The sequence below is a fragment of the Streptomyces lycii genome (genome assembly GCF_009735685.1).
GTDB classification, from domain to species: Bacteria; Actinomycetota; Actinomycetes; order Streptomycetales; family Streptomycetaceae; genus Streptomyces; species Streptomyces lycii.
The window spans coordinates 19,595-42,265 of sequence record NZ_WHPN01000301.1; the positions used below are offsets into that span (position 1 = coordinate 19,595).

19 protein-coding genes are annotated in these 22,671 nt (G+C 73.9%); 12 read left to right on the forward strand and 7 right to left on the reverse strand.

Annotated elements, in window-relative coordinates; translation table 11 throughout:
• Positions 1–305: 305 nt before the first annotated feature.
• Positions 306–2,336, reverse strand: a complete 2,031-nt coding sequence (locus tag GCU69_RS17750) for an elongation factor G (protein ID WP_098754677.1) — start codon at positions 2,334–2,336, stop codon at positions 306–308.
• Between the two features lie 246 nt (positions 2,337–2,582).
• Positions 2,583–3,275 carry a TetR/AcrR family transcriptional regulator gene (locus tag GCU69_RS17755; protein ID WP_098754663.1) on the reverse strand — a complete coding sequence of 231 codons (693 nt, stop codon included), beginning with the start codon at positions 3,273–3,275 and terminating at the stop codon, positions 2,583–2,585.
• Positions 3,276–3,406: 131 nt separating this feature from the next.
• On the opposite strand from GCU69_RS17755, the gene GCU69_RS17760 reads away from it, so the two are divergent.
• Together GCU69_RS17760 and GCU69_RS17765 are read left to right on the forward strand one after the other, a co-directional pair.
• Positions 3,407–4,141, forward strand: coding sequence for an SDR family oxidoreductase (locus GCU69_RS17760; protein ID WP_098754662.1), 735 nt, complete (start codon positions 3,407–3,409; stop codon positions 4,139–4,141).
• A gap of 496 nt (positions 4,142–4,637) precedes the next feature.
• Positions 4,638–5,063 (forward strand): VOC family protein, encoded by a 426-nt coding sequence (locus GCU69_RS17765; protein WP_156206595.1) that lies wholly within the window; start codon positions 4,638–4,640, stop codon positions 5,061–5,063.
• Positions 5,064–5,380: 317 nt separating this feature from the next.
• Here the strand turns inward: GCU69_RS17765 and paaK are convergent, their stop codons facing one another.
• Together paaK and paaI are read right to left on the reverse strand one after the other, a co-directional pair.
• The gene (gene paaK, locus GCU69_RS17770; protein WP_156206596.1) at positions 5,381–6,757 is read right to left on the reverse strand and encodes a phenylacetate--CoA ligase PaaK; all 1,377 of its coding nucleotides are present in this window, start codon (positions 6,755–6,757) and stop codon (positions 5,381–5,383) included.
• Positions 6,754–7,140, reverse strand: coding sequence for a hydroxyphenylacetyl-CoA thioesterase PaaI (gene paaI, locus GCU69_RS17775; RefSeq protein ID WP_235978545.1), 387 nt, complete (start codon positions 7,138–7,140; stop codon positions 6,754–6,756). Before paaI ends, paaK begins: the two co-directional genes overlap by 4 nt.
• Before the next feature lie 653 nt (positions 7,141–7,793).
• Between paaI and GCU69_RS17780 the strand changes: the two genes are divergently transcribed.
• Positions 7,794–9,065 carry a DUF4032 domain-containing protein gene (locus GCU69_RS17780; RefSeq protein WP_176604598.1) on the forward strand — a complete coding sequence of 424 codons (1,272 nt, stop codon included), beginning with the start codon at positions 7,794–7,796 and terminating at the stop codon, positions 9,063–9,065.
• Positions 9,066–9,393: 328 nt separating this feature from the next.
• Here the strand turns inward: GCU69_RS17780 and GCU69_RS17785 are convergent, their stop codons facing one another.
• Positions 9,394–9,900, reverse strand: a complete 507-nt coding sequence (locus GCU69_RS17785; protein ID WP_098754658.1) for an excalibur calcium-binding domain-containing protein — start codon at positions 9,898–9,900, stop codon at positions 9,394–9,396.
• Between the two features lie 415 nt (positions 9,901–10,315).
• Entirely contained in the window at positions 10,316–11,176 is an 861-nt protein-coding gene (locus tag GCU69_RS17790) for a universal stress protein (RefSeq protein ID WP_098754657.1), read from the reverse strand.
• A 280-nt stretch (positions 11,177–11,456) separates the two neighbouring features.
• Between GCU69_RS17790 and GCU69_RS17795 the strand changes: the two genes are divergently transcribed.
• From GCU69_RS17795 to GCU69_RS17815, 5 genes are all read left to right on the forward strand, one after another.
• Positions 11,457–12,908 carry an FG-GAP and VCBS repeat-containing protein gene (locus GCU69_RS17795; RefSeq protein WP_235978537.1) on the forward strand — a complete coding sequence of 484 codons (1,452 nt, stop codon included), beginning with the start codon at positions 11,457–11,459 and terminating at the stop codon, positions 12,906–12,908.
• Between the two features lie 232 nt (positions 12,909–13,140).
• Positions 13,141–13,836 (forward strand): helix-turn-helix domain-containing protein, encoded by a 696-nt coding sequence (locus GCU69_RS17800; RefSeq protein ID WP_235978538.1) that lies wholly within the window; start codon positions 13,141–13,143, stop codon positions 13,834–13,836.
• Positions 13,837–14,082: 246 nt separating this feature from the next.
• Positions 14,083–14,844: a GNAT family N-acetyltransferase gene (locus GCU69_RS17805; RefSeq protein ID WP_098754675.1), complete on the forward strand. Its 762-nt coding sequence runs from the start codon at positions 14,083–14,085 to the stop codon at positions 14,842–14,844.
• 47 nt (positions 14,845–14,891) lie between these two features.
• Positions 14,892–15,119 carry a DUF5133 domain-containing protein gene (locus tag GCU69_RS17810; RefSeq protein WP_098754655.1) on the forward strand — a complete coding sequence of 76 codons (228 nt, stop codon included), beginning with the start codon at positions 14,892–14,894 and terminating at the stop codon, positions 15,117–15,119.
• A gap of 80 nt (positions 15,120–15,199) precedes the next feature.
• A complete protein-coding gene (locus GCU69_RS17815; protein ID WP_156206599.1) occupies positions 15,200–16,207 on the forward strand; it encodes a sensor histidine kinase in 1,008 nt (335 codons plus the stop codon).
• A gap of 113 nt (positions 16,208–16,320) precedes the next feature.
• On the opposite strand, the gene GCU69_RS17820 is transcribed toward GCU69_RS17815, so the two are convergent.
• Positions 16,321–17,421, reverse strand: coding sequence for a LacI family DNA-binding transcriptional regulator (locus tag GCU69_RS17820; protein WP_235978539.1), 1,101 nt, complete (start codon positions 17,419–17,421; stop codon positions 16,321–16,323).
• A gap of 245 nt (positions 17,422–17,666) precedes the next feature.
• Between GCU69_RS17820 and GCU69_RS17825 the strand changes: the two genes are divergently transcribed.
• The 4 genes from GCU69_RS17825 to GCU69_RS17840 all read left to right on the forward strand — a co-directional run bounded on the left by GCU69_RS17825 (position 17,667) and on the right by GCU69_RS17840 (position 22,643).
• Complete coding sequence (locus tag GCU69_RS17825) at positions 17,667–18,992, forward strand: extracellular solute-binding protein (RefSeq protein ID WP_156206600.1); 1,326 nt, start codon at positions 17,667–17,669, stop codon at positions 18,990–18,992.
• A complete protein-coding gene (locus tag GCU69_RS17830) occupies positions 18,989–19,963 on the forward strand; it encodes a carbohydrate ABC transporter permease (RefSeq protein ID WP_098754651.1) in 975 nt (324 codons plus the stop codon). The genes GCU69_RS17825 and GCU69_RS17830 overlap by 4 nt, the downstream gene beginning before the upstream one ends.
• Positions 19,960–20,832 carry a carbohydrate ABC transporter permease gene (locus GCU69_RS17835; RefSeq protein WP_235978540.1) on the forward strand — a complete coding sequence of 291 codons (873 nt, stop codon included), beginning with the start codon at positions 19,960–19,962 and terminating at the stop codon, positions 20,830–20,832. The genes GCU69_RS17830 and GCU69_RS17835 overlap by 4 nt, the downstream gene beginning before the upstream one ends.
• 134 nt (positions 20,833–20,966) lie before the next feature.
• Positions 20,967–22,643 (forward strand): glycoside hydrolase family 13 protein, encoded by a 1,677-nt coding sequence (locus GCU69_RS17840; protein ID WP_098754650.1) that lies wholly within the window; start codon positions 20,967–20,969, stop codon positions 22,641–22,643.
• Positions 22,644–22,671 lie beyond the last annotated feature (28 nt).

A 22,671-nucleotide genomic window follows, 5' to 3' on the forward strand; every position in this document is an offset into this window, starting at 1 on the left:
CACATAATTGCCTTCTTTTGCCTATGGATCGCCTGTGTCCCGGTGACGTCCGCCGGGTGACGTTCCCCGGGTGACGTCCGCCGGCTCCGGGCCGCCGGCGCGGAACCGGCGGCGGCACGGCGCGGGGTGCGGCCGGTCGGCAGGAGGCCCGTGCCCCGCCCCGTCGAGCCGGAGGCCCGTGCGCCGGTGCGCGGCCCCGGCCCGGGGGCGTTGGGCCGGGGACGTCGGGACGGTGTTCAGCCGCAGCCCGCGCCACGGTTCAGCCGCAGCCCGTACCGCGGTTCAGCCGCGGCCCGTACCGCGGTTCAGCCGGAGGCCCGGGCCAGGCTGCGGTCGGCCAGAAAGCGCAGATACGCGTCCCGGTCGAGCGGATCGCCGTCGAAGCGCTCACGGAGCGGTGTCCTGCCCCGCACCGGGCGGTCACCTCCGGGCCGGGCCCACAGGGAGCCCTCGCCCCGGGTCAGCCCGGGCAGCGCCTTCGTCAACTCCTGTACGAGGCGCGTGGGCAACTCGGCGGTCAGGCTCCAGGCGGTTCCGTTCTCCACCGGCTGGGAGATGCCCGCCCCCAGCCCGGCCAGCAGGCCGACGACCGCGCTCAGGGTGTCCGCCGGGATCTCGATCTCCGCGGTCTGGCACGGCTCGTACAGCCGGCTGCCGGCCGCGCGCAGGGCCCGCAGCAGGACCTGCGGCGTCAGGTGGCGGAAGTCGGCGGCCGTGCTGTCCGGGGCGTGCTGCCGGGCACGGAACACGGTGACCCGGCAGTCCGTCACCTCCCAGCCGTACAGCCCCTGTTCCAGGGTGCGGAAGACGGCCTCCTCGATCGCCCGGTGGAAGGCGCGGGGCAGCACGCCCCATTCGTCCTCGCGGATGAAGGAGACGCCGGAGCCCGGCGCGGTGGGCTCGACGCGCAGCCCCACGGTCGCCCAGAAGTCGTGCAGCCCCTGGCGGTCCATCTCGGCGAGCGCTTCGCCCTTCGCCACCGGCCGTTCGAAGTACACCGGCGTGACCGGCTCGAACGCCGCCTCGACACCGAAATCCCGCTGGAGCCGCGCGGCGATGACTTCCCGCTGCACCGCCCCGTACAGCAGTACCGATGTCGCGCCGCCGGCGGCGGGCCGGGTCCGGATCAGCGGGTCCTCGTCGGCGAGGGCGGTGAGCGCGGCGTGCAGTTCGGTCTCCCGGCCGGGCTGTCGCGGGCGTACGACCGTCTCCAGGCTCGGCGGGGTGAAGTGCTGCTGCCCGCCGGGGCGGGGCGGTTCGCCGAGGTGGTCGCCGACCCGGATGCCGGGGACCCAGCGGAGCCGCGCGATGCCGCCCGCGTCGAGGCTGCGGACCGCTGCGGGCCGGGCGGAGTGCGGGCCCCCGCCCCGGCCGCCGGGCCTCGGCGGGGTGACCCTTTCGAGGCCGGTGACCCGGCCGGTGAACGCGCTCGTGGCTCCGTTGGGCTCGCGGCGGCGGAAGGTGACACGGTCCCGTTCGCGGAGGCGGCCGGAGAAGAGCCGCAGATAGGCGGTCTTCTCGCCGCCGGGCGTCCGTTCGATGGCGAAGACGGTGCCGGAGGCCGGACGGTCCGGGTCGGCGGCGGGCGGCCGCAGGAAGCGCGCGACGGCGGCCGTGAGCCCCGGGATGCCCTCGCCCGTCAGCGCCGAGCCGAAGAGGACCGGGTGCGCCAGTCCGGCTGCCGTCTGCGCGGCCAGGATCTCGCCGAGTTCGTCCGCCGCCGGGAGCGCTCCGTCGACGAGACGGGCGAGCAGGGCGTCGTCGTGCTCGGCCAGCGCCTCGGCCACCCGCGCCCGTACGTCCGGCCGGGTGAGCGGCTCGGGCACGGCCCGCGCGCCCGGGCTCCCCGGGTGCTTCACCGTGCTCAGCGGCACGATGTCCGGGACCAGCCTGGCGCGGATCTCCGCCAGCAGGCCGGTCTCCCGGGCGCCCGCGCGGTCGATCTTGTTGACGAAGATCAGGGTCGGCAGCCGCAGCTTCCGCAGCGAGCGCATCAGCACGCGGGTCTGCGCCTGCACGCCCTCCACGGCGGACAGCACGAGCACCGCGCCGTCCAGTACGGACAGGGCGCGTTCGACTTCCGCGATGAAGTCGGGGTGGCCGGGCGTGTCGACCAGGTTGACCTGGAGGTCGTCGCCCAGGGCGAACGTCGCGACCGCGGTACGGATCGTGATGCCGCGCTCGCGCTCCAGCTCACCGGTGTCGGTGCGGGTGCTGCCGGCGTCGACGCTGCCGAGTTCGGGGACGGCCCCGTGGTCGAACAGCAGACGCTCGGTGAGGCTGGTCTTACCAGCGTCGATGTGGGCGAGAATGCCGAGATTCAGGGTGGTCTCGATGGGCACGGACGTCCTCGGAAGTGGAGAAGTGGACACACAGCAACTCGACTGCTCCGAGGTGACGCCGCATCTCGATCTTCCCTTCCCGATCTCCGACCGGACGATCGTCCGTGATCGCTCCGTAACGACCGTACAGGGCCGTCCGCCCGCGCGGGAACCGCTTTTCCCGACGGCGGGCCGGCCGCCGCCGCGCCGGGGGGGGGACGACCGGGGCCCTGAGCCGGCACCGCGGGACCGCTCCGCCGGTTACCCGTCCGACACGACGACGCGATCCATCCACTCCGCCAGCAGCTCCCGCTCGGCGGCCGACAGCGCGGGGAGCCGGGGGGCGAGGGCGGCCATGGCCACCGCGAGACCGGTGGGGCCCGCGTCGGCGGCGCCGGTGTCCTCGGTGGTGACCGCCGCGATGACCGACTCGCGCCCCAGGGCGGAGAGTCCGGGATCCCGCTCCTCCTCCGGCAGCGAGATGAGCGTGAACGTCATCCCGCAGCCGGCCGAGTGGACGAGGTGCGCCGCCCGCTTCTCGCCGACCCGCAGCCGTCCGGACTCGGCGATGCGCCTGATCTGCCCCGCGAGCACGGCCGAGGCCCGCCGGGCGGCCGAGGTCTCCACACCGGGGCGGGCCTCCCCGTAGATCAGCGCGTAGCAGGCCGGGTTGGCGAGCCCGAAGCCGACGTGCAGGTCCCAGCCGCGGCGCAGGTCCTCGACCGGGTCGTCGGTCGCCGCGAGGGCCGTCTTCCGGGCCAGATAGCTCTCGAACGCGTGGTCCGCGACCGCTTCGAGCAGTCCGTTCTTGTCGCCGAAGAGACGGTAGATGGTCGGCGACTGCACGCCGGAGGCCGCGCAGACGGCCCGGGTGGACACCGCGTCGCGCCCGCCCTCGGCCAGCAGCTCCGAGGCCGCTGTGACGATCCGCTCCCGCGTGAGGTCTCGCTTCATGGTGGCGACGATAACAACGGCCGCGGACAACCGGCATTGACATCGATAACATTTTTTCGTTATCGCCTTGCACTGTGCCTGCTGGCGACGCTAGCTTGGAATTGTTATCAACGCTAAAGCGGGAGAGAGTCATGACCGACAACCAGCGCACCGCCATCGTGACCGGCGGGTCCCGCGGCATCGGCCGCGCCGCCGCCGAACGTCTCGCCGAGGACGGACAGGCCGTCGTCATCGCGTACGCCGGCAACGACGCCGGGGCCCGGGAAGCCGTGGAGGCCGCCGAGAGGGGCGGCGGGCGCGCCGTCGCGGTCCGGGCCGATGTCGCGGACGAGGAAGCCGTCACGGCGTTGTTCGACACCGCGGAGCAGCGGTTCGGCGGAGTCGACGTCGTCGTCCACGCCGCCGGAGTCATGCGGCTGGCCCCGCTGGCCGAGCTGGATCTCGCCGATCTGGACGCCGTGCACCGCACCAACGTCCGGGGCACGTTCGTCGTCGGCCGGGAGGCCGCCCGCCGGGTGCGCCGCGGCGGGGCGATCATCAACTTCTCCACGTCGGTGACCCGTCTCAACATCCCGGCCTACGCGGCGTACGCGGCGAGCAAGGCCGCCGTGGAGGCCATCAGCCCGATCCTGGCCAAGGAGCTGCGCGGGCGCGACATCACGGTGAACGCCGTCGCTCCGGGACCCACCGCGACGTCGCTGTTCCTCGACGGCAAGAGCGAGGAACTGGTTGAGCGGTTCGCGGCGCAGAACCCCATGGAGCGGATCGGCACCCCGGAGGACATCGCGGAGGTGGTGTCCTTCCTGGCCGGCCCCGGCCGCTGGGTCAACGGCCAGACCGTCTACGCGAACGGCGGCGTGGCCTGACGGGTCGGACATCTCCGACGGACGGGCACGGCCCCACGCCCCCGACCCCGGCGCCTCTGTACCGGGCGCCCAACACCCGGCACCCGGCACCCGGCCCCCCGATACCCGGCATCACAACACGCGGCAGCCGACACCCTGCATGACCTGACGGCAGCATCGGCACGACCTGACGGCGGGGGCATGGGCTGGGCGCGCGAGCGGAGAACGCGGGGGGCTGACGGCGTGAGGCGGCGGCATGGGGCGGCGGCATGGGGCTGTGACGGCGCGGGCCGCGGAATGCCGTGGTCCGCGTTGCCGCGCCCCCGGGCCGGTCCTAGGATCGGCCGGGTGACTGCCGGGTCGGCCAAGGGCCACGCACGAGTGAGGCGCCCGGTCCCGGCGTGACCGCGAGGCGGGCCCGGGGCCCGCCCTTCTCTCCGCGCCTTCAGCAGGAGCCCGCACACGGCGCTCCGTTCCCGACGGCATCCGAGACACAGACACCGGAGAGACCACACCCGTGCCGCACGACCAGCAGCACCGGCAGGCGCCGCCCGCCACGACCACCGTCCAGCTGAACCACACCGCCGTCTACGCCAGTGACCGGCAGCTCTCGGCGGAGTTCCTGGCCACGATCCTGGGCCTGGAGGTGGGCGCCCCGTTCGGCCCGTTCCTGCCCGTGGACCTCGGCAACGGCGTCACCCTCGACTACTACGAGAAACGGGACGAGCCGGTCCAGGGCCAGCACTACGCGTTTCTGGTCCCCGAGGACCGCTTCGACGCCATGATCGCCCGCCTGGAAGCGGTCGGCGTCACCTACTACGCCGACCCCGGCCACACCGAACCGGGCCGCGTCAACGACCTGTTCGGCGGCCGGGGCGCGTACTTCGACGACCCGGACGGCCACAACATGGAGATCATGACCCGGCCCTACGTCCGGCCGTAGACCCGGCGGGCGGCCCGACCCGCCGGTGACGCACCGTCCGCCGCCGCCCGCCACGCCCCGGCCACCCCCGGCCCCGGCGGCACGTCCTCCGTCCGCCCGGCGGCGGGGCAGCCCCGTGAGCGCCGGGGCAGCCCCGCGCAGGCACGCCCGCGCAGGCGATCGCCTCGGCCTGGGGCTCACGCCGCACACCGGGCGGCGGCAAGCGCCGGGGGACGCGGGCCGGGGCAGGCCCGGGACGCTGGCTGGAGCGGGACCGGGGAGCGGTCCGGCCGGGGGAATCGGTCCGGCCGGACCGCTTTCCCCGGCCGGCCCCGCGGCTAGCCGTGCCGCTCGTCGACGATGCGGCGGATCTTGCCGACCGAACGCTCCAGGGTCTCCGGGTCCACGATCTCGACCTCCACCGACACCCCCACGCCGTCCTTCACGGCGGCGATCAGCGCCGCCGCCGTCTCCCGCTGTGCGGAGGCCGCATCCCGGCGGGCCTCCGCCCGGACCGTCAGACGGTCCATCCGTCCGTGCCGGGTCAGCCGCAGCTGGAAGTGCGGCGCGACGCCCGGGGTGCGGAGGATGATCTCCTCGATCTGGGTCGGGAAGAGATTCACCCCGCGCAGGATGATCATGTCGTCGCAGCGGCCGGTGACCTTCTCCATGCGGCGGAAGGCGGGCCGAGCCGTGCCCGGGAGCAGCCGGGTGAGGTCGCGGGTGCGGTAGCGGATGACCGGCACGGCCTCCTTGGCGAGCGAGGTGAAGACCAGTTCGCCGGTGTCGCCGTCGGGCAGCACCTCCTCGGTGACCGGGTCCACGACCTCCGGGTAGAAGTGGTCCTCCCAGATGTGCAGTCCGTCCTTCGTCTCCACACACTCCTGGGCGACGCCGGGGCCCATGACCTCGGACAGGCCGTATATGTCGACGGCGTGGATGCCGAGCCGGTCCTCGATCTCGCGGCGCATCTCCTCGGTCCACGGCTCGGCACCGAAGATGCCGGTGCGCAGCGAGGTGGTGCGCGGGTCGACACCCTGGCGCTCGAACTCGTCGAGCAGTGTGAGCATGTACGACGGGGTGACCATGATGATCTCGGGCCGGAAGTCCTGGATGATCTGCACCTGGCGGGCGGTCATCCCGCCCGAGGCCGGGACGACCGTGCAGCCGGCCCGCTCGGCGCCGTAGTGCGCGCCGAGGCCGCCGGTGAAGAGGCCGTAGCCGTACGAGACATGGGCCATCTGGCCGGGGCGGCCGCCGGCCGCGCGGATCGAGCGGGCGACGACGTCCGCCCAGCGGGAGATGTCGCCCTCGGTGTAGCCGACGACGGTCGGGCGGCCGGTCGTGCCGCTGGACGCGTGGATCCGGCGGACTTCCGAGCGGGGCACGGCGAACATGCCGAAGGGGTAGGTGTCCCGCAGATCGGCCTTGGTGGTGTACGGGAAACGGGCCAGGTCCTCCAGGGAGCGGCAGTCGTCCGGGGTGACCCCGGCGGTGTCGAACTTGCGGCGGTACAGCTCGACGTTGTCGTACGCGTGCCGCAGGGTCGCACGGAGCCGGTCCAGCTGGTGCGCGCGGAGCTTTTCCCGGTTCATGCGCTCGCCCGCGTCGAGGAGACCGGCGGGCGGGGCGTCGCCGAGGCGCCGGGCGGCACCTCCGGCGCCTGGGGCGGGGGCCGGTCCGGTGCCCGGCGGGACGGTGAGTTCACTGCTCATGTCTGCTCCGTACCTCCGCCTCGGACGGCGCGGCTGCGGCCGCGGAACTCCGCGACCACAGTCTCGCCCCGAAGGACGCTCACGTCATAGATGCCGCTCCGGCCGAAGAGCGTGCGCTCCCGGGCTTCCGCCACCAGCTCGTCGCCCTCGTGGACCGGGGCGGTGAAGGTGATGTCCGCCCCGGCGGCGACGGTCACCGGTCCCCGGCTGTTGCAGGCGCAGGCGAACGCGGTGTCGGCGAAGAGGAAGAGATAGCCGCCGTGCGCGATGCCGTGGCCGTTGACCATGGCCGGGGTGACGGTCATCCGGAGCCGGGCGGCTCCGTCGGCGGCCTCGACCAGCTCGATGCCCAGCCCCCGGGAAGCCGCGTCGGCGGCGAACATGGTCTGCGCCGGGCCGCCGGCCTCCCGGTGCCCGGGTGCCGGCCCGCCCGCCCCGGCGCTGCCGCCGCCACCGGCCCCGTCACTGCCGCACACGGGCTCCGGACCGGTCCTCGCCCGCACCATCACGTCACCACCTCTTCGCCCGTCGCGGCTTCCTGGGCCGTCCGACCCCTCCGGCCTGCAGACCTGCCGGCCGGACCGACCGGTCGCCCGCCGACCGGATCACCGGGCGGCCGGCCACCCGGGCACCCAACCGACCGATCGTTCGGTTTCTGTCCGAGCCGCAGTTAACCGATCTCTCCGGCCGCCTGTCAAGAGGTCCCGCGGCAGCCCGCGACCTCCTGACCGGCTGCCGGAGGTTCGTAGCACCGGCACGGCGGCCACCGGTTCGGCGCGCCGCCGGCCGGAGGCCGCTGCCGGCAACCCGGCGGCCGGCCCCGCCTGTTGTCGGCGATCCGCTGCCGGTCGGCGATCCACTGCCGGTCGGCGATCCACTGCCGCGAGCCGGACCCGGGGCCGGGTCCGCGAGCCGGGCCCGGGGGCCGTGGCGGGTGGCCGTGGCGGCTGCCGCCCCTGGGCCCGGGGCGGTGGGCGGACAGCGGGGCCGGAGCCCGGCTGCCGGGCCGTGCCGGTCCTGCCGCACACTGTCTCCCATGGAGCTGCAGATCACCGCGACCTCGCCCGAGCACCCTGCCGCCCTGCTCGACCTGCCGTGGAGCGTCCCGCTCGTCGACTGGCCGCAGGAGCACTTGGTGGCGCTGCCGCGCGGCATCTCCCGGCACGTGGTGCGGTTTGCCCGGGCCGGGGACGAGGTGGTGGCGGTCAAGGAGGTCGGCGAGTGGGCGGCAGTGCGGGAGTACGGACTGCTGCGGGACCTGGACCGGCTGGCCGTACCGGCGGTCGACCCGGTCGCCGTGGTGACCGGCCGGACGGACGAGCGGGGCGAGCCGTTGGAGCCGGTGCTCATCACCCGGCATCTGAACGGCTCGCTGCCGTACCGGTCGATGTTCGAGACGACGATGCGGCCGAGCACGATCAAACGGCTGCTGGACGCGCTCGCGGTGCTGTTGGTGCGGCTGCACCTGTCCGGCTTCGCGTGGGGTGACTGCTCGCTGTCGAACACCCTCTTCCGGCGCGACGCGGGCGCCTATGCCGCGTATCTGGTCGACGCGGAGACCGGCCAGATCCAGCCGGGGCTGTCCGACGGGCAGCGGGAGTACGACATCGAGATCGCCCGGGTCAACATCGCGGGCGAGCTGATGGACCTGGAAGCGGGCGGCTCGCTGCACCCCTCGGTGGACCCGGTGGAGTTCGGGGTGGCGATCGAGGAGCGCTACTGCGACCTGTGGCACGAGCTGACCCGGCAGTCGGTGTACCCCCTCGCCAAGCGGCACTACATCGACCGGCGCATCCGGCGTCTCAACGAACTCGGCTTCGACGTGGCCGAGATGCAGATCCAGCGGACCCCGGACGGCGACGCGGTCACCTTCTTGCCGAAGGTCGTCGACGCGGGCCACCACCAGCGCCAACTGCTGCGGCTGACCGGCATGGACGCCGAGGAGAACCAGGCTCGCGGTCTCCTCAACGACCTGGAGACCTGGATGGTCACCCAGGAGGACTACGCCCCCGAGGATTCCGCCCCGAACTCCGGGCCCGGTTCGGGCAGGGGGAGTTCCCTCGGCGCCCGCCCCGAGGTCCTGGCCCACCGCTGGGTGCGGGAGGTCTACCGGCCGACGGTCCGCGCGGTGCCCCGGGAGGTGCGCGGCGACACGGACACCGCGCAGATCTACCTCGAACTGCTGGAGCACCGCTGGCTGATGTCGGAGCGCGCGGAGCGCGACGTGGGCCTGGAGGCGGCGGTGGAGGACTACGTGAACACGATCCTCCGCCACCGCCCGGAGAGCCGGCCGCCGGCCGAGTCCTGACGCCGAGCCATAACGCCGAATCCGGTGCCGGTGCCGGATGGTACCGATTCCGGTCCCGGTGCCGGATGGTGCCTTGCGGCCGAGCAGTGTCGGTGGGACCGGGCGTGCGGACGGTGCCCGCACGCCCCGCCGCACCCGGGTGACGCCCAGGGTCACGGCACGGCGCGGGCGGACACCGGGGGCGGGCCCGCCACCGTGTCACGTCCGGACAGGCCCCCGGCCCGTCCGGCCGACGCCCCGGCCTCCGGACCTCTGCCCCGGGGTGCCGATGTGCGATGTGCGTGCCGGGGTGCCGATGTGCGTGCCGGTCAAGCGCTCCGGCCGGTCGTCACTCGCAGGCCACGCCGTCGCCGTCACGGTCGAGATGCCGGCCGTAGCCCGCGTCCCCGGTCCGTACCGGCGCTGCGCCGGCGGCCTTCGCGGCGGCACAGTTCTCGTAGTGGACGCTGCCGCCGCCCCCGCCGTCCCCGGAGGACGTTCCGCCGGAGGAACCGTCGGCGTCCGCGGCCTCCCCGGTCACCGTCGCCGTCACGGTCTCGGTCACCTTCTCGGTCTTCGTCGCGGTCACGGCCGGCCGCGGCTCCGGGTCCGCCGTGGCGGTCACGGTGGCGCTCGCCGTCACGGTCGGCCCCGGTTCCGCGCCCTTGCCCGGCGACCCGTCACCGGCGGCCGTGCCGAGGCTCGCGCAGCCCGCGCCGATGAAGAACAGCAGGGCTCCCCCGGCCCACACCCGCTTCCTCCGGCGCAGCGGCCGGACGTCCGGCGCGGCCGGCCCACCCGGTCCGGGCCGCCCCGGTCCCGGCCCCGGTATGCCGGGATTTCCGAACTGACTCATGTGGCCCCCCACAGTCGCTGCCGGTGCCCCGGAGAGGTTCCCGGCCCGTCAAGGGAGCCGACATTAACAGAAGATCGAATCGTGTACTGAGTTCACGTAAAAATTGTTGCGGCGGGCGCGGAATTCGGTAGCGCCGGCAGGGCGAGGACGGCGGCCCCGGGGCGCTGCGAGGGGTTCAGCAGTTCGGCGACGCGTATCTCCGCGGTGACGGCCGACGGAGATGTACGGGCACCGCGGCCGGCCCGCCGACGGGTTTCCGGCCGCCTCGGCGCTCGCCGGCCCGCACGCAGCCGCGCGCGAACCGGCGCGGGGCACGGTGCCCACGGAGAGCCGCTCACCGCGAAGACCGGACCAGAACGCCGGAACAGCGCCGGAACAACGCCGGAACGCCGCGCGAACTCCGCCGCGGGGCCGTTCAGGCGACCGGGACCACCGCGACCGGGCAGGGGGCGTGGTGGACGGCGGCGTGGGCGACCGCGCCGATCCGGGGGGCGATGCGGTGCCGGTGGCGGCCGAGGACCAGCAGGTCGGCGCCGCGTGACGCCTGGATCACGGCCTTCGCCGGACTGATGAGCCGCGCCCCCGCCTCCACCGTGACTCCGGGGTACTTCCGGGTCCACGGCAGCAGCAGCGTCCGCAGATCCTCCGTCACGGCGTTGCCGACCTCCTCACGGGCCTGTGGCGCCACACCGGCCGGCGCGCTGTAGTGCAGGCTCCGGCCGTGTACGGCGTACAGCGGGAGGGCCCGGCGTGCCGCCTCCTCGAAGGCGAAGCGGAGCACCGCGTCGTCCGGGCCGCGCAGGTCCAGCCCCACGACCACGCGGGGCTCCGGGGCGCCGGGCGGCGGCTCCTCCGGCCGCTCCCCGGCGCGCACCAGGACCACGGGGTTCACGGTCCGGGCCATGACGTGCAGGGCCGTGTCCCCCAGGAAGAAACTCTCGACCGCGTCCAGGCCGCGGGACCCGAGCACCAGCAGTTCGGACTCCTCGCCGGTCCGGAGCAGCGCGCGCTCCGGGTCCTCCGCGGTCACGTGCGCGGTGACCGGCAGATCGGGGTGCCGCTGCCGGATCTCGTTCTTCGCGTCCTCGACGATCCGTTCGGCCCAGTAGTTGCGCTCCTTCTCGGCCGGGCTTCCTGAGCCGTCGGCAGCGTAGAGGACCCATGCGTGCAGCAGGCGCAGGGAGGCCCCGCGGCGCACGGCCTCGACCGCGGCCCAATGCGCGGCGGTGTGGCTCTCGGCCGAGCCGTCGAGGCCCGCCGTGACGACTGGTTCCATGATCCGTGCCTCCGTGTTCTGCGACGCCGCTTCCCCGGGCCCTGTCCGGGCGCCCTCCCACCGTCCCGCGTTCCCGCCCCTTACGGCAGGATGCCCCGCGCGGCCCGGATCGGCCCGGCGGGAGACCGGTCCGGTGTGTTGCACGGCGCAACCATGCGGAGGGGCGGGACGTCGTAGCAGGTGCGTTCGAGCTGAACCACGCATGGACACGAGGTTGCGCCCCGGTGAACCCCGCGGCGCGCCCGGCACCCTGCGCCCGCGAAGGTCCCCTGGAGGTTCCGTGCACCGCCTGCCCCCGACGCTGCTGACCGCGCGCTGCGCGATCGTGGCCGCCCTGATCACCCTGCCGGCCCTCCCGGCCGCCTCGGCCGCGTCGGCCGCGCCCGGGGATTACCCGTCCGGGCCCCGCAGCGCGGGCGCGGCGGCCCCCGACTTCGACGGTGACGGCCACGCGGACACGGTCACCGCCGCTCCCGGCGGCACCGTCGCCGGACAGGAGAACGCGGGTTACCTCACGGTGGTCCACGGCTCGGGCCCGGGCGCCGACGTGACGCGCCACAAGCTCCTCCACCAGGAGCTCGGCGGCGTGCCGGGGCAGGCCGCGCCGGGCGCCCGTTTCGGCGGCCGCACCGTAGCCCGCGATCTGGACGGCGACGGCCGCACCGACCTCGCCGTCCGCGGCGCCGGCGGTTCCTCGGCCATGATCCTCTGGGGATCGGCCGAGGGACTGGCCGAGGGCACGGAGCTGCCCGAAGCGGCCGGCACCGACGGCGAGAACCTGATCGGCGGCGACTTCAACGGCGACGGCCACGCCGATCTCGTCGGCGGCAGCACGGTCTCCGAGGAGTGGGGCGACCTCCGCGTCCTCTACGGCCCGTTCGGCCGCGACGGCAGCCCCGCCGCCACCGGCGACCTCGCCACCCCGCACGTCTACGAGCCCCGGGACCTGGTCTCCGGGGACGTCACCGGGGACGGCAAGGACGACCTGGTCTCGCTCCACGACTTCGAGGAGATGTCGGAACGGACCAACTTCTGGCGCGGCACCGCCGACGGGCTCGAGGCCGACGAGGACACCCTCCAGGGCGCCGACACGGCCACGGTGGGCGATGTGGACGGCGACGGCTACGGCGACATCGTGATGCGGACCGTCCCGGGCGGCGTGGTCGAGAACCTGCCCTACGACGAGGGCACGCTCAAGGTCGTGTACGGCTCGGCGGACGGCCCCTCCACGCGCACCGCGGTCATCGACCAGGACACCGCCGGTGTGCCGGGGACCGGCGAGGACGGGGACCAGCTGGGCGCCTCGCTGGCGGCCGGGGACGTCAACGGGGACGGCTTCGCGGACATCGCCGCCGGCGTCCCGTACGAGGACATCGACGGCGTCGGTGCGGACGCCGGGGCCGTCGTCCTGCTGAAGGGCTCCGCGGACGGGCTGACCGGCCGCGGCGCGCAGGCGTTCCACCAGAACACGGCGGGCGTTCCCGGGACCGGGGAACGCGGCGACGCCTTCGGCACCGGACTCGCGCTGCTGGACACCGACGGCGACGGCAGGGACGATCTGGCCGCGGGCGCGCCGGGCGAGGACGGGGACACCCGGGACCCGGGCGCGGGCTGGGTGCTGCGCGGCTCCGGTGGCGGACTGACCACGGACGGTGTCGTCTCGTACGGGCCGAACGCCTTCCCCGGCGCACCGCGGGCGGGCGCCCGGCTCGGCGAGTCCTACCCGCGCTGACGGGGCCGGCCCCGGTGGCAGGCGCCTTGCCGTCACCCGTCTCCGCCCACGAGTTCCGACGGGCCGCCGGGACGGCTCCTCGCTCCCGGCGCCGCTCCCGGCGTCCCGCGCCGCCCGCTCCCCCGTGCCCGTGCGTCCCGGCCACCCGCGGACGCTGCGGACGGGCGGGGACCGCCCGGCCGGGGGACGCTGGAAGGGGGCCGCGGACGAGCTGAGGAAGGGAGCGGTGGCCGTGTCCGGTGAGACCGCGCCGCGCGGGGCGCAGGAGCCCGGCGCGATCGGCAGGCGGGTGGCCCGGCACCGCGAGCGGCTGGGGCTGGGCCGTGACGAGCTGGCCGCCCGTGCCGGGATGGCGCCCGGCTATCTGCGGTATCTGGAGGAGCAGCCCGCCGACCCGGGCGGTCCGGGCCTGCTGCGGCTGGCCGCGGCGCTGGAGACGTCGGTGGACGAGCTGCTGGGCCGGGCGGCCCGGCCCCGGCCGTTCAGCGGCGCCGACCCGGCCCGGCCGGAGCTCGACGCGCTGACGCCCGGCGACTGCCTGGCCCGTCTCGCGGCGCACAGCGTCGGGCGGGTCGCGGTGCCGACGCCCGAGGGGCCCGCGATCGTCCCCGTCCCGTACCGGCTCGACGGGGACACGATCCTCTTCCGGGCGGCCGAGGACGCGGTTGCCGCGGGCGCGCCGGGACACGAGGTGGCCTTCGAGGTCGACCATGTCGACGAGGCCTCGGGGCGGGGCTGGAGCGTCCTCGTCGTCGGACCGGCCAGGGCCGTCCCCGGCGCCGCGGAGGGCCGCGGATCGCCGGGCCGCCGCGACGCCGCCGGGACTCGGCCGGCGGATGCCGGGGCGGCGGAACGGGGCGACGAGGACGGCGTACGGGTCCGGATCACGCCGGACCACATCACCGGGCGTCACATCCATCCCGGCTGAGCCCGGCTCGCTCCCGGCTGTCGGCCGCGACGGCGCGGGCCGGCGCCCCGAGCCCGCGCCCCGCGCCGCTCCCGGACGGCCGTCGTCCCGCGCCCGCTTCCCCGCCCGTCCCGGGCCCGCGCCGGTCCCCGCGCCGCGTCCGCCGGTCAGCCACAACCATAAAACCTGTAATAACTTGGCAAGGTGGACGAAAAGCCTCGTACCGCCGCATATACGCACACGCCACCCGGCTTCACCGTGCGCTTCATGAACGACGACGACCTGCCGTTCGTCGTGCGCGAACACCAGCGGCACTTCCCGCACGGGTTCTTCCCCCACCTCGGCACCGCGTTCCTCACCGCCTACACCCGGGCCTACCCGACCAGCCCGCACTCCCTGGCGTTCATCGCCGAGCTGGACGGCCGCCGGGTCGGCTTCCTGGTCGGCGTCACCGACCCGGTGCTGCACCGCCGCCATGTGCTGCGCGCCCACGGGCACCGGCTGGCCGGACGCGCCGCCCTGGCCCTGCTCCGCCGCCCGAGGCTGGCGTGGCACTTCGTCCGCACCCGGCTGCCGCGCTACTCCCAGGAACTCACCCCCCACCGCGGCGCCGAACCGGACGGCACCCCGCCGGGCGCGCGCGGCCCGGTGGCCGTGCTGGCGCATGTCGCGGTGCTGGAGCAGGTCCGCTCCCTGGGCATCGGGACGGAGTTGGTCGAACGGTTCACCCGGCACGCCGCCGCGGCCGGCTGTTCACGTGTGGCGCTCGTCACGGCCTCGGGCGGGGAGGGCGCGGGACGCTACTACCAGCGGCACGGCTGGCTGCGCCGCGGCGAGACCCGGACACCGGAGGGGCGCCGGCTCGTCACCTACGAACGGGCCCTCCACCTGCCCGCCTGGCTGCCGGGCACCGCCACGGTCGAGGTCGCGGCGGAAGTCCTGGCGGAGGAGGCCGGGGCCGCCGCCGGCGGCGCCGCCCCGGACACGGGTGACGGAACCGACGGGCATGACCTTCCCGCGAACGGGTAACAGCCACGCTGATGCTCGGAATCGCCCGGACACGAGAGGAGCCCTTTGTGCTGATGGCGCATCCCGCCGTACTGCGGAATCTCGTCGAGCAGTACGAGACCCTGGAGATCCTCGGCGCGGAGGCCGGAAGCCCGGCGGTGCGGCAGCGACTGGCGGACGTCGCCTACAGTCTCTGTGTGGCCACCGGCACCCGTGACGTGGACGCCGCCCTGGTCGCGGCCCGCCACGGACTTCCGGGTGCGCGCGCCGGGGACGACTCCCTGTTGTCCGTCTGAGTCGCCGTGCGCTTCGGGGGACGCCGCGCACGGCGGGCGAGCAGCGGTCCGGCCGCGGCCGGACCAAGGCAGAGGTGGATATGAAGGAGCAACTGAACAATCCCGGCATTCCGCTCCCTCGGGAGGCCGATCCCTTCGACCACCCCGCCTTCTTCTACAGCGGTGAGCAGGAGTACGTCGCGGGCACGGTGCCGTATCTCCTGGACGGCCTGGCGGCGGGCGACCCCGTCGCCGTCGCCGTGCCGGGACCGCAGCTGGAACTGCTGCGGTCCGCGCTCGGCGGCCGCGCGTCCGAGGTGCGGATGCTGGACATGACGCAGGCGGGCCGCAATCCCGGCCGGATCATCCCGGGCGTCCTGCGCTCCTTCGCCGACGCCGCGCCCGCCGGGACCCGGCCGCGCATCATCGGGGAGCCCATCTGGGCCGGGCGGAGCGCGACGGAGTACCCGGCCTGCGTCCAGCACGAGGCGCTGATCAACCTGGCGTTCGAGGGCCGCACCGTCAGCATCCTCTGCCCGTACGACGCCGCGCGGCTCCCGGAGACGGTGCTCGCGGACGCCCGGGCCACCCACCCGGTCCTGCGGGACGCGGCGAGCGAGCGCCCCAGCGACGCCTACGCGGTGGAACGGATGATCCGCCGGTACAACGAGCCCTTCCCGCCGCCCGTGGAGGCGGTGAGCCTCAAGTTCAGCTCCGAGGACCTGCCGGAGGCTCGGATCCTGGCCTCCGACGAGGCACGGCGCGCCGGGCTGGACCGCAGCCGCGTCACCGACCTCGAGCTGGCGGTCAGCGAGCTGGCCACGAACACCGTGCTGCACGGCGGCGGGTCGGGGACCCTACACGCATGGACCGAGGACGGGCACTTCGTCTGTGAGGTCCGGGACCGCGGCCACATCTCCGATCCGCTGGCCGGACGCAGACCCGTCGAACCGGCCGCGGTCGGGGGGCGCGGCATTCTCATGGTCAACCAGGTCGCGGATCTCGTCCGGGTGCACACCTCGGTGACGGGCACGGCCGTCCGCGTCTACTTCGCCCTGCCAACGCCGCAGGACGGGCCGGGGAGGGCGGCCGCGGCCCGGGGGCGTTAGGGGCGGCGACCGGGGCTCGTCCGTCAGGAGCGGCGCCCGTCAAGCAGCGCGCCGCCGCCACGGAGGCCCGTGACGCGGGCCTCCGCCGCGAAATCCCGCGATGCGGACCGCCGTCAGGACGGCGGCCGTTCCCCGGAGGCCGGTGCCGCCAGGGTGAGGCCGTCCGCGTCGGGCGTTCCGCCCGGATCCCCGGGTGTGCCCGGCGGCGCGGTGCTGCCGCGCAGCACCAGCCGGGTGGGAAGCACGATCTGCCGGGTGTCGTCCGCGTCCTCCTCGCACAGCACGGAGCGCACCAGCTCCCCCGCGGTCCGGCCGACCTCGACGGGCGACTGGGCCACGGTGCTCAGGTCGAAGAGTTCCGCCAGTTCGTGGTCGTCGAAGCCGAGCACCGAGACCGTCCCGGGCACCGCGATCCGTGAGATGTGCAGGGCCTGGAGCACGCCCATCGCCACCTCGTCGCTCTCCGCGAAGATCGCGGTGGGGAGCTGCGGGGTGGTCAGCAGCCGCGCCACGGCGTCCGCGCCCGCGCGCTGCCCGATCCCGCCGCAGATCACCAGGTCCTCCTCCACGGGGATCCCGGCCTCGGCGAGCACCTTGCGATAGCCCCGGACCCGTTCCTGAGCGCTGAAGGCGAAGCCCTTGCCGCTGTCCGTCTGGACGAACGCGATCCTGCGGTGCCCCAGGTTGACCAGGTACTGCGTGCCGCGCCGCGCGCCCTCGACGTCGTCCACGCACACCCCTGCCCGGCCCTCCGTCTGCTGGCTGACGAAGACCACGGGCATGCCGAGTTCGTCGAGGCGGCCCCGCTCCTCGCGGGAGAGGTCGAACGACACCACCAGCAGCGCGTCGGCGTTGCGGCGCGCGGGCAGCCGTTCGAAGAACCGCCGCCGCTCGGCCATGCTCGGGACGTCGTAGATCATCAGGTCGAGGTCCGCCGCCCGCAGCGCCGAGCTGAGGCCCGACAGCATCGCGCCCATGAACCACGCCTGGAGCGTCGGCACCATCACGGCGACCCGGCCGGTGCGGCCGGTCACCAGGCTCGACGCGCTGCGCGAGATGCTGAACGACAGCTCCCTGGCCGCCTGTTCGACCTTGCGCCGGGTCGCCGGCGAGACCGTGGGCAGACCGCGCAGCGTGCGGGAGACCGTGGACACCGACACCCCCGCACGCCGGGCCACATCGGGCATGGTGGCGGGTCGCTGACTGGGGCGCATGGGCTCAACGTACCCCACCGCACAGCACCGCCGGGAGTGCTCCCCGCACACCGGAATTCACCCCGCCGCGACCCGCTGGTGACAGCGTTACCATTCCCGCCCGCTCCGGCTTCTTTGTCCCGAAACGGCGAATGTCATGGGCGTTCTTCAAGGATCACTCGGGCCCGGAGGGTTGACGTGGCTCCATCGACTACCTAGCTTGCAAACGCTGTCATCGCGGCTCAGGCCGCAGTCGAGGAGGACGAATGACCTTGAGCCGCCGTTCCCTGCTCGCCGGGACCCTCGCCGGAGCCGCGACCACCGCGCTCGCCGGCTGCGGGTCCGCGAACACGAATCCCGTGGCCGGCCAGAGCACCGCGATACCGGAGAAGCCGACGACCATCACCTGGTGGTGCCACCGCCTGACCGACCGGCGCAACCGGGACCTCGCGCCGCTGATGATCGACGCGTTCGAGCGCCGGCACCCCACGGTCAAGGTCCGGCTGCTCAGGTCCCCCTCGGACACGGACACCAACCGCACGACGCTCACCACGCAGATCGCCAGCGGTTCGCCGACCCCGGACGTCTATCTGGGCGACGTCGTCTGGCCGGGGCAGTTCGCGCACAACAGCCTGGCGCTGCCGCTGGACCAGTTCGTGCCGAAGGACTACTGGAAGCGCTACCCGGCAGCGCTCATCGAGGCCTGCTCGGGCGAGGGCGGGGTGCACGCGTTCCCGTTCTTCATCGACCAGTCCTTCCTGTTCTACCGGCGCGATCTGCTGGACAAGCACGGACTGCGGGTGCCGCGCAGCTGGGAGGAGCTGGCGGACTCGGCGGCCAGGGTCCGCGACAGCGGCGACGTGGCCTCCGGCTTCGTCTGGCAGGGGTCGGTGTACGAGGGCCTGACGGTGAACTTCACCGAGTTCCTCGCCGACGCGGGCGGCTCGGTCCTCGGGCCCGACGGCTCCGCCGTGACGGTGGCGGGCGACGCGGGCGAACGCGCGCTGACCTATCTGCGGGACCTGGTCGCCACCGGGGTCAGCCCGTCCGCGGTGACGACCTACATCGAACAGGACTCGCTGGACGCCTTCCTCAACGGCAGCTCGCTGTTCCTGCGCAACTGGGCCTACGCCTGGGCCGCGGCGAACGCCGAGGGCGCGAAGACCGCGGGCCGGGTCGGCGTCGTACCGCGCCCCGGTTTCGAGGGGCGCGACGGCGCCCACAGCGGCCTGGGGGGCTGGAGCGCCTTCATCAACCCGCACACCGAGAAGCTCGGCGCCTCGCTCGCCTTCGCCCGCTTCCTGGCCGGGGACGGCGGCCAGGAAGCGCTGCTGCGGGAGAGCAGTTACATCCCGGCGCTGAGCGCGGCCCTGGACAGTCCGCTCGCCCGCCGGCTGAACAGCCCGGTCATCGACAACGCCCGGAAGCTCGAGCTGGTCCCGCGGCCGTCGTCCACCCCGTACTACCCGAAGGTCAGCAAGGCCCTCTACACCCGCGCCAACTCCGCGATCGGCGGATCCGCCTCCGTCCGTGCCTCGCTGTCCGCCATGGAGACCGAGGTCCGTTCGGCCCTGAAGGGAGCGGTGCTGTGAAGACGCTCGAATCCGCCCCGCCGGAAGCACCGCCCAACCGCGCCGCCGCTGCCGGCGGGAAGTCCCGCGGCGGCCCCGGCAGCGCGCGACGGCAACGCGCCCGCACCGGCTGGGCGTACACCGGTCCCACGCTGTTCGTCGTCGGCGCGGTCACCATCTTCCCGATCCTGTTCTCCGTGGTGCTGAGCTTCACCTCGGTGCGGATGACGTACGACGGCTTCCGGATCGAGTCCTTCACCACGGGCAACTACGCCGCGCTGCTGCAGAGCGCGGAGTGGCGCGAGGCGCTGCTGTTCACCGTCTTCTACACGGTCGTCACGGTGTTCGCGGAACTGGTGCTCGGCACACTCGCCGCGCTGATCCTGGAGCGGCTCGGCGCCGGGCGGGGCTGGATCATGGCGCTGCTGCTGGTGCCGTGGTCGCTGATCACCGTGGTGTCCGCCCAGCTGTGGGGCTATATCTACGACGCCTCGTACGGGCTCGCGACCTGGTTCTTCGACGCCGTCCTCGGGCACGCCCCGGTGATCCTCGGCACCCCGTCCTCGGCGGTCGGCGGCATGATGATCGCCGACATCTGGAAGACCACACCGTTCGTGGCGATCATCGTGCTGTCCGGTCTGGTGATGCTGGACCGCGACGTCTTCGAGGCCGCCGAGATCGACGGGCTGGGCGCCTGGTCGACGTTCTGGCGGGTGACGCTGCCGCAGTTGCGGCCCGTCATCGGGATCGCGGTGCTGTTCCGCATCCTCCAGGCCTTCGGGATCTTCGATCTGCCGTTCGTGCTGACGCAGGGCGGTCCGGGGACCGCGACCCAGTCGCTGGCGATCCTCGGCTACAAGACGCTGTTCCAGAACCTGAACATGGGGCCGGGTGCCGCGATCGCGACCAGCACCGCCCTGCTGGTGCTCGTGTGCTGCCTGCTCTTCCTGCGCGCGTTCAGGTCCCAGGTCTCGGAAGGAGAGCTGCGATGAAGGCGATGAACGCGAGCCCGGGGACGTCACGGGCCGTCCGCCGGCGCCGGCATCCCTGGTTCAACCTCGTCAACCTCGGGGCGCTGATCCTCGTGGTGGTGACCGCGCTGCCGCTCTACTGGATGGCCGCGGCCTCCTTCAAGTCCCAGGAGGAGATCGGGGCGAACCCGCCGACGCTGTTCCCGACAAACCCCACGCTCGACAACTACGGCGACGCCTTCGGCACCAACAGCCTCGGCCACTACCTGCTCAACAGCACCGTGGTCGCCCTCTCCTCGACCGCCGTCGTCCTCGGCCTCGCGCTGTTCGCGGGCTACGCCCTCGCGCGGCTTCCGGTCCGCGGCAGCGGCACCATCATGGTCGGGCTGCTGATGATCTCGGTGTTCCCGGCGATCGCCGTCGTCACGCCGCTGTATCTGGTCGAGCGCTCCCTGGGGCTGCTCAACAGCCATCTCGGGCTGATCATCCCCTATGTGGCGTTCCATCTGCCGTTCGCCGTCTGGATCATGCGGAACTCGCTGGTGGGGCTGCCGCGGGGGTTGGAGGAGGCCGCCGAGATCGACGGCGCCTCGATCACCAGGACCCTGCTGTCCGTGGTCCTCCCGCTGGCGCGGCCCGGGCTGTTCACGGCCGGGGTGTTCACCTTCACCGCCACCTGGACGGAGTTCCTGATGGCGATCACCCTGAACAGTGAGGACTCCGCCCGCACCGTGCCCGTCGGGATCGCCCTGTTCGGCAGCGAGTACAGCATCCCGTACGGCGCGATCTTCGCCGGGGCGATGTCCGCCACCGTGCCCATCGCGATCCTCGTCCTCGTCTTCCGGCGTTCCATCATCTCCGGCCTGACCTCCGGCGCCGTCAAGGGATGACGCAGCACCCTCCGCCCCCCCGTCACGTCCACCGCCGAGCGGCCGCCGGCCAGCCGCTCCCGGAGCACGCCCCCGGCCGGGGCCCCGACCAGCCGATCCCGGCACCCACACCCCACAGAACTGGAGAGCCTCCTGTGACCACCCCGCAGCACGCGGAGCCGGCGACCCCCGACCGCGACTGGTGGCGCCAGGCCACCGTCTACCAGATATACCCGCGCAGCTTCGCGGACTCGGACGGCGACGGCATCGGCGACATCCCCGGCGTCACCTCCCGCCTCAGCCACCTCGCCGAACTCGGCGTGGACGCCGTCTGGCTGAGCCCCTTCTACCCCTCCGCGCTGGCCGACGGCGGCTACGACGTCGACGACTACCGCGATGTCGACCCGCGGCTGGGCACCCTCGACGACTTCGACACGATGGTCCGCGAGGCGCACGGGCTCGGCATGAAGGTCGTGGTCGACATCGTGCCGAACCACACCTCCAACCGGCACGCCTGGTTCCGGGAGGCGCTGAACTCCCCGCCCGGATCACCCGCCCGGGAGCGCTACGTCTTCCGGGAGGGCCGCGGGGCGGGGGGCGAGGAGCCGCCCTCGGACTGGGAGTCCAACTTCGGCGGCCCGGCCTGGACCCGGCTGCCCGACGGACAGTGGTACCTGCATCTCTTCGCCCCCGAACAGCCCGACCTGAACTGGGACCACCCCGAGGTGCGGGCCGACTTCCTGAAGACGCTGCGGTTCTGGTCCGACCGCGGGGTCGACGGCTTCCGCGTCGATGTCGCACACGCCCTGGCCAAGGACCTGTCCGAGCCGCTGCGCGACCTCGGTGACGGCCAGGGCCGTCCGCTCGGCGGCCTCCCCCTTGACGGCAGCCACCCGCTGTACGACCGGGACGACGTGCACGAGATCTTCCGCGAGTGGCGGCAGGTGTTCGACGAGTACGACCCGCCGCGCACCGCCGTCGCCGAGGCCTGGGTGGAGAACGCCCGCCGCACCCTGTACGCGCGGCCGGACGAGCTGGGCCAGGCGTTCAACTTCGAGTTCCTCGAATGCCCGTGGAGCGCGCCGGAGTTCCGTACCGTCATCGACACCTCGCTGGCCACCGCGCGGACCGCCGGGGCGTCCGCGACCTGGGTGCTGTCCAACCACGACGTGGTGCGGCACGCGTCGCGCTACGCGCTGCCCGTCGGGCTGAGCCGCGCCGACCTGGACACCTGGCTGCTCGGCGACGGTCTCGACCCGGCGCCCGACCTGGAGCTGGGGCTGCGGCGGGCCCGGGCCGCGACGCTGCTGATGCTGGCGCTGCCCGGTTCGTCGTATCTCTACCAGGGCGAGGAGCTGGGCCTGCCCGAGGTCGCCGACCTGCCCCCGGACGTCCTCCAGGACCCGGTCTGGGAGCGGACGCACCACCGGCGCAAGGGCCGGGACGGCTGCCGGGTCCCGCTGCCCTGGACGGCGGACGGCTCGTCGTACGGCTTCGGTTCCGGCGGGTCCTGGCTGCCGCAGCCGGAGAGCTTCGCCCGGTACGCGGCCGGGGCGCAGGCCGGGGTCGAGGGCTCGACCCTGGAGCTGTACCGCGAGGCGCTGCGGCTGCGCCGCAAGATGCTGGGCGACGAGACCCTGGAGTGGGGCGGCGCCGAGGACGCCGCCCTGGACGGCATCCTGCACTTCCGCCGCAGCACCGGCTGGCACTGCGTCACCAACTTCACCGCCTCCCCGGTGCCGCTGCCGCCCGGTGAACTGCTGCTGTCCAGCGGCCCGCTGACGTCCGACGGCAAGCTGCCGGCGGACACGACGGCCTGGTTGCAGCACTGACGGATCCGCTCGGCGCGCGCCGGGTGCC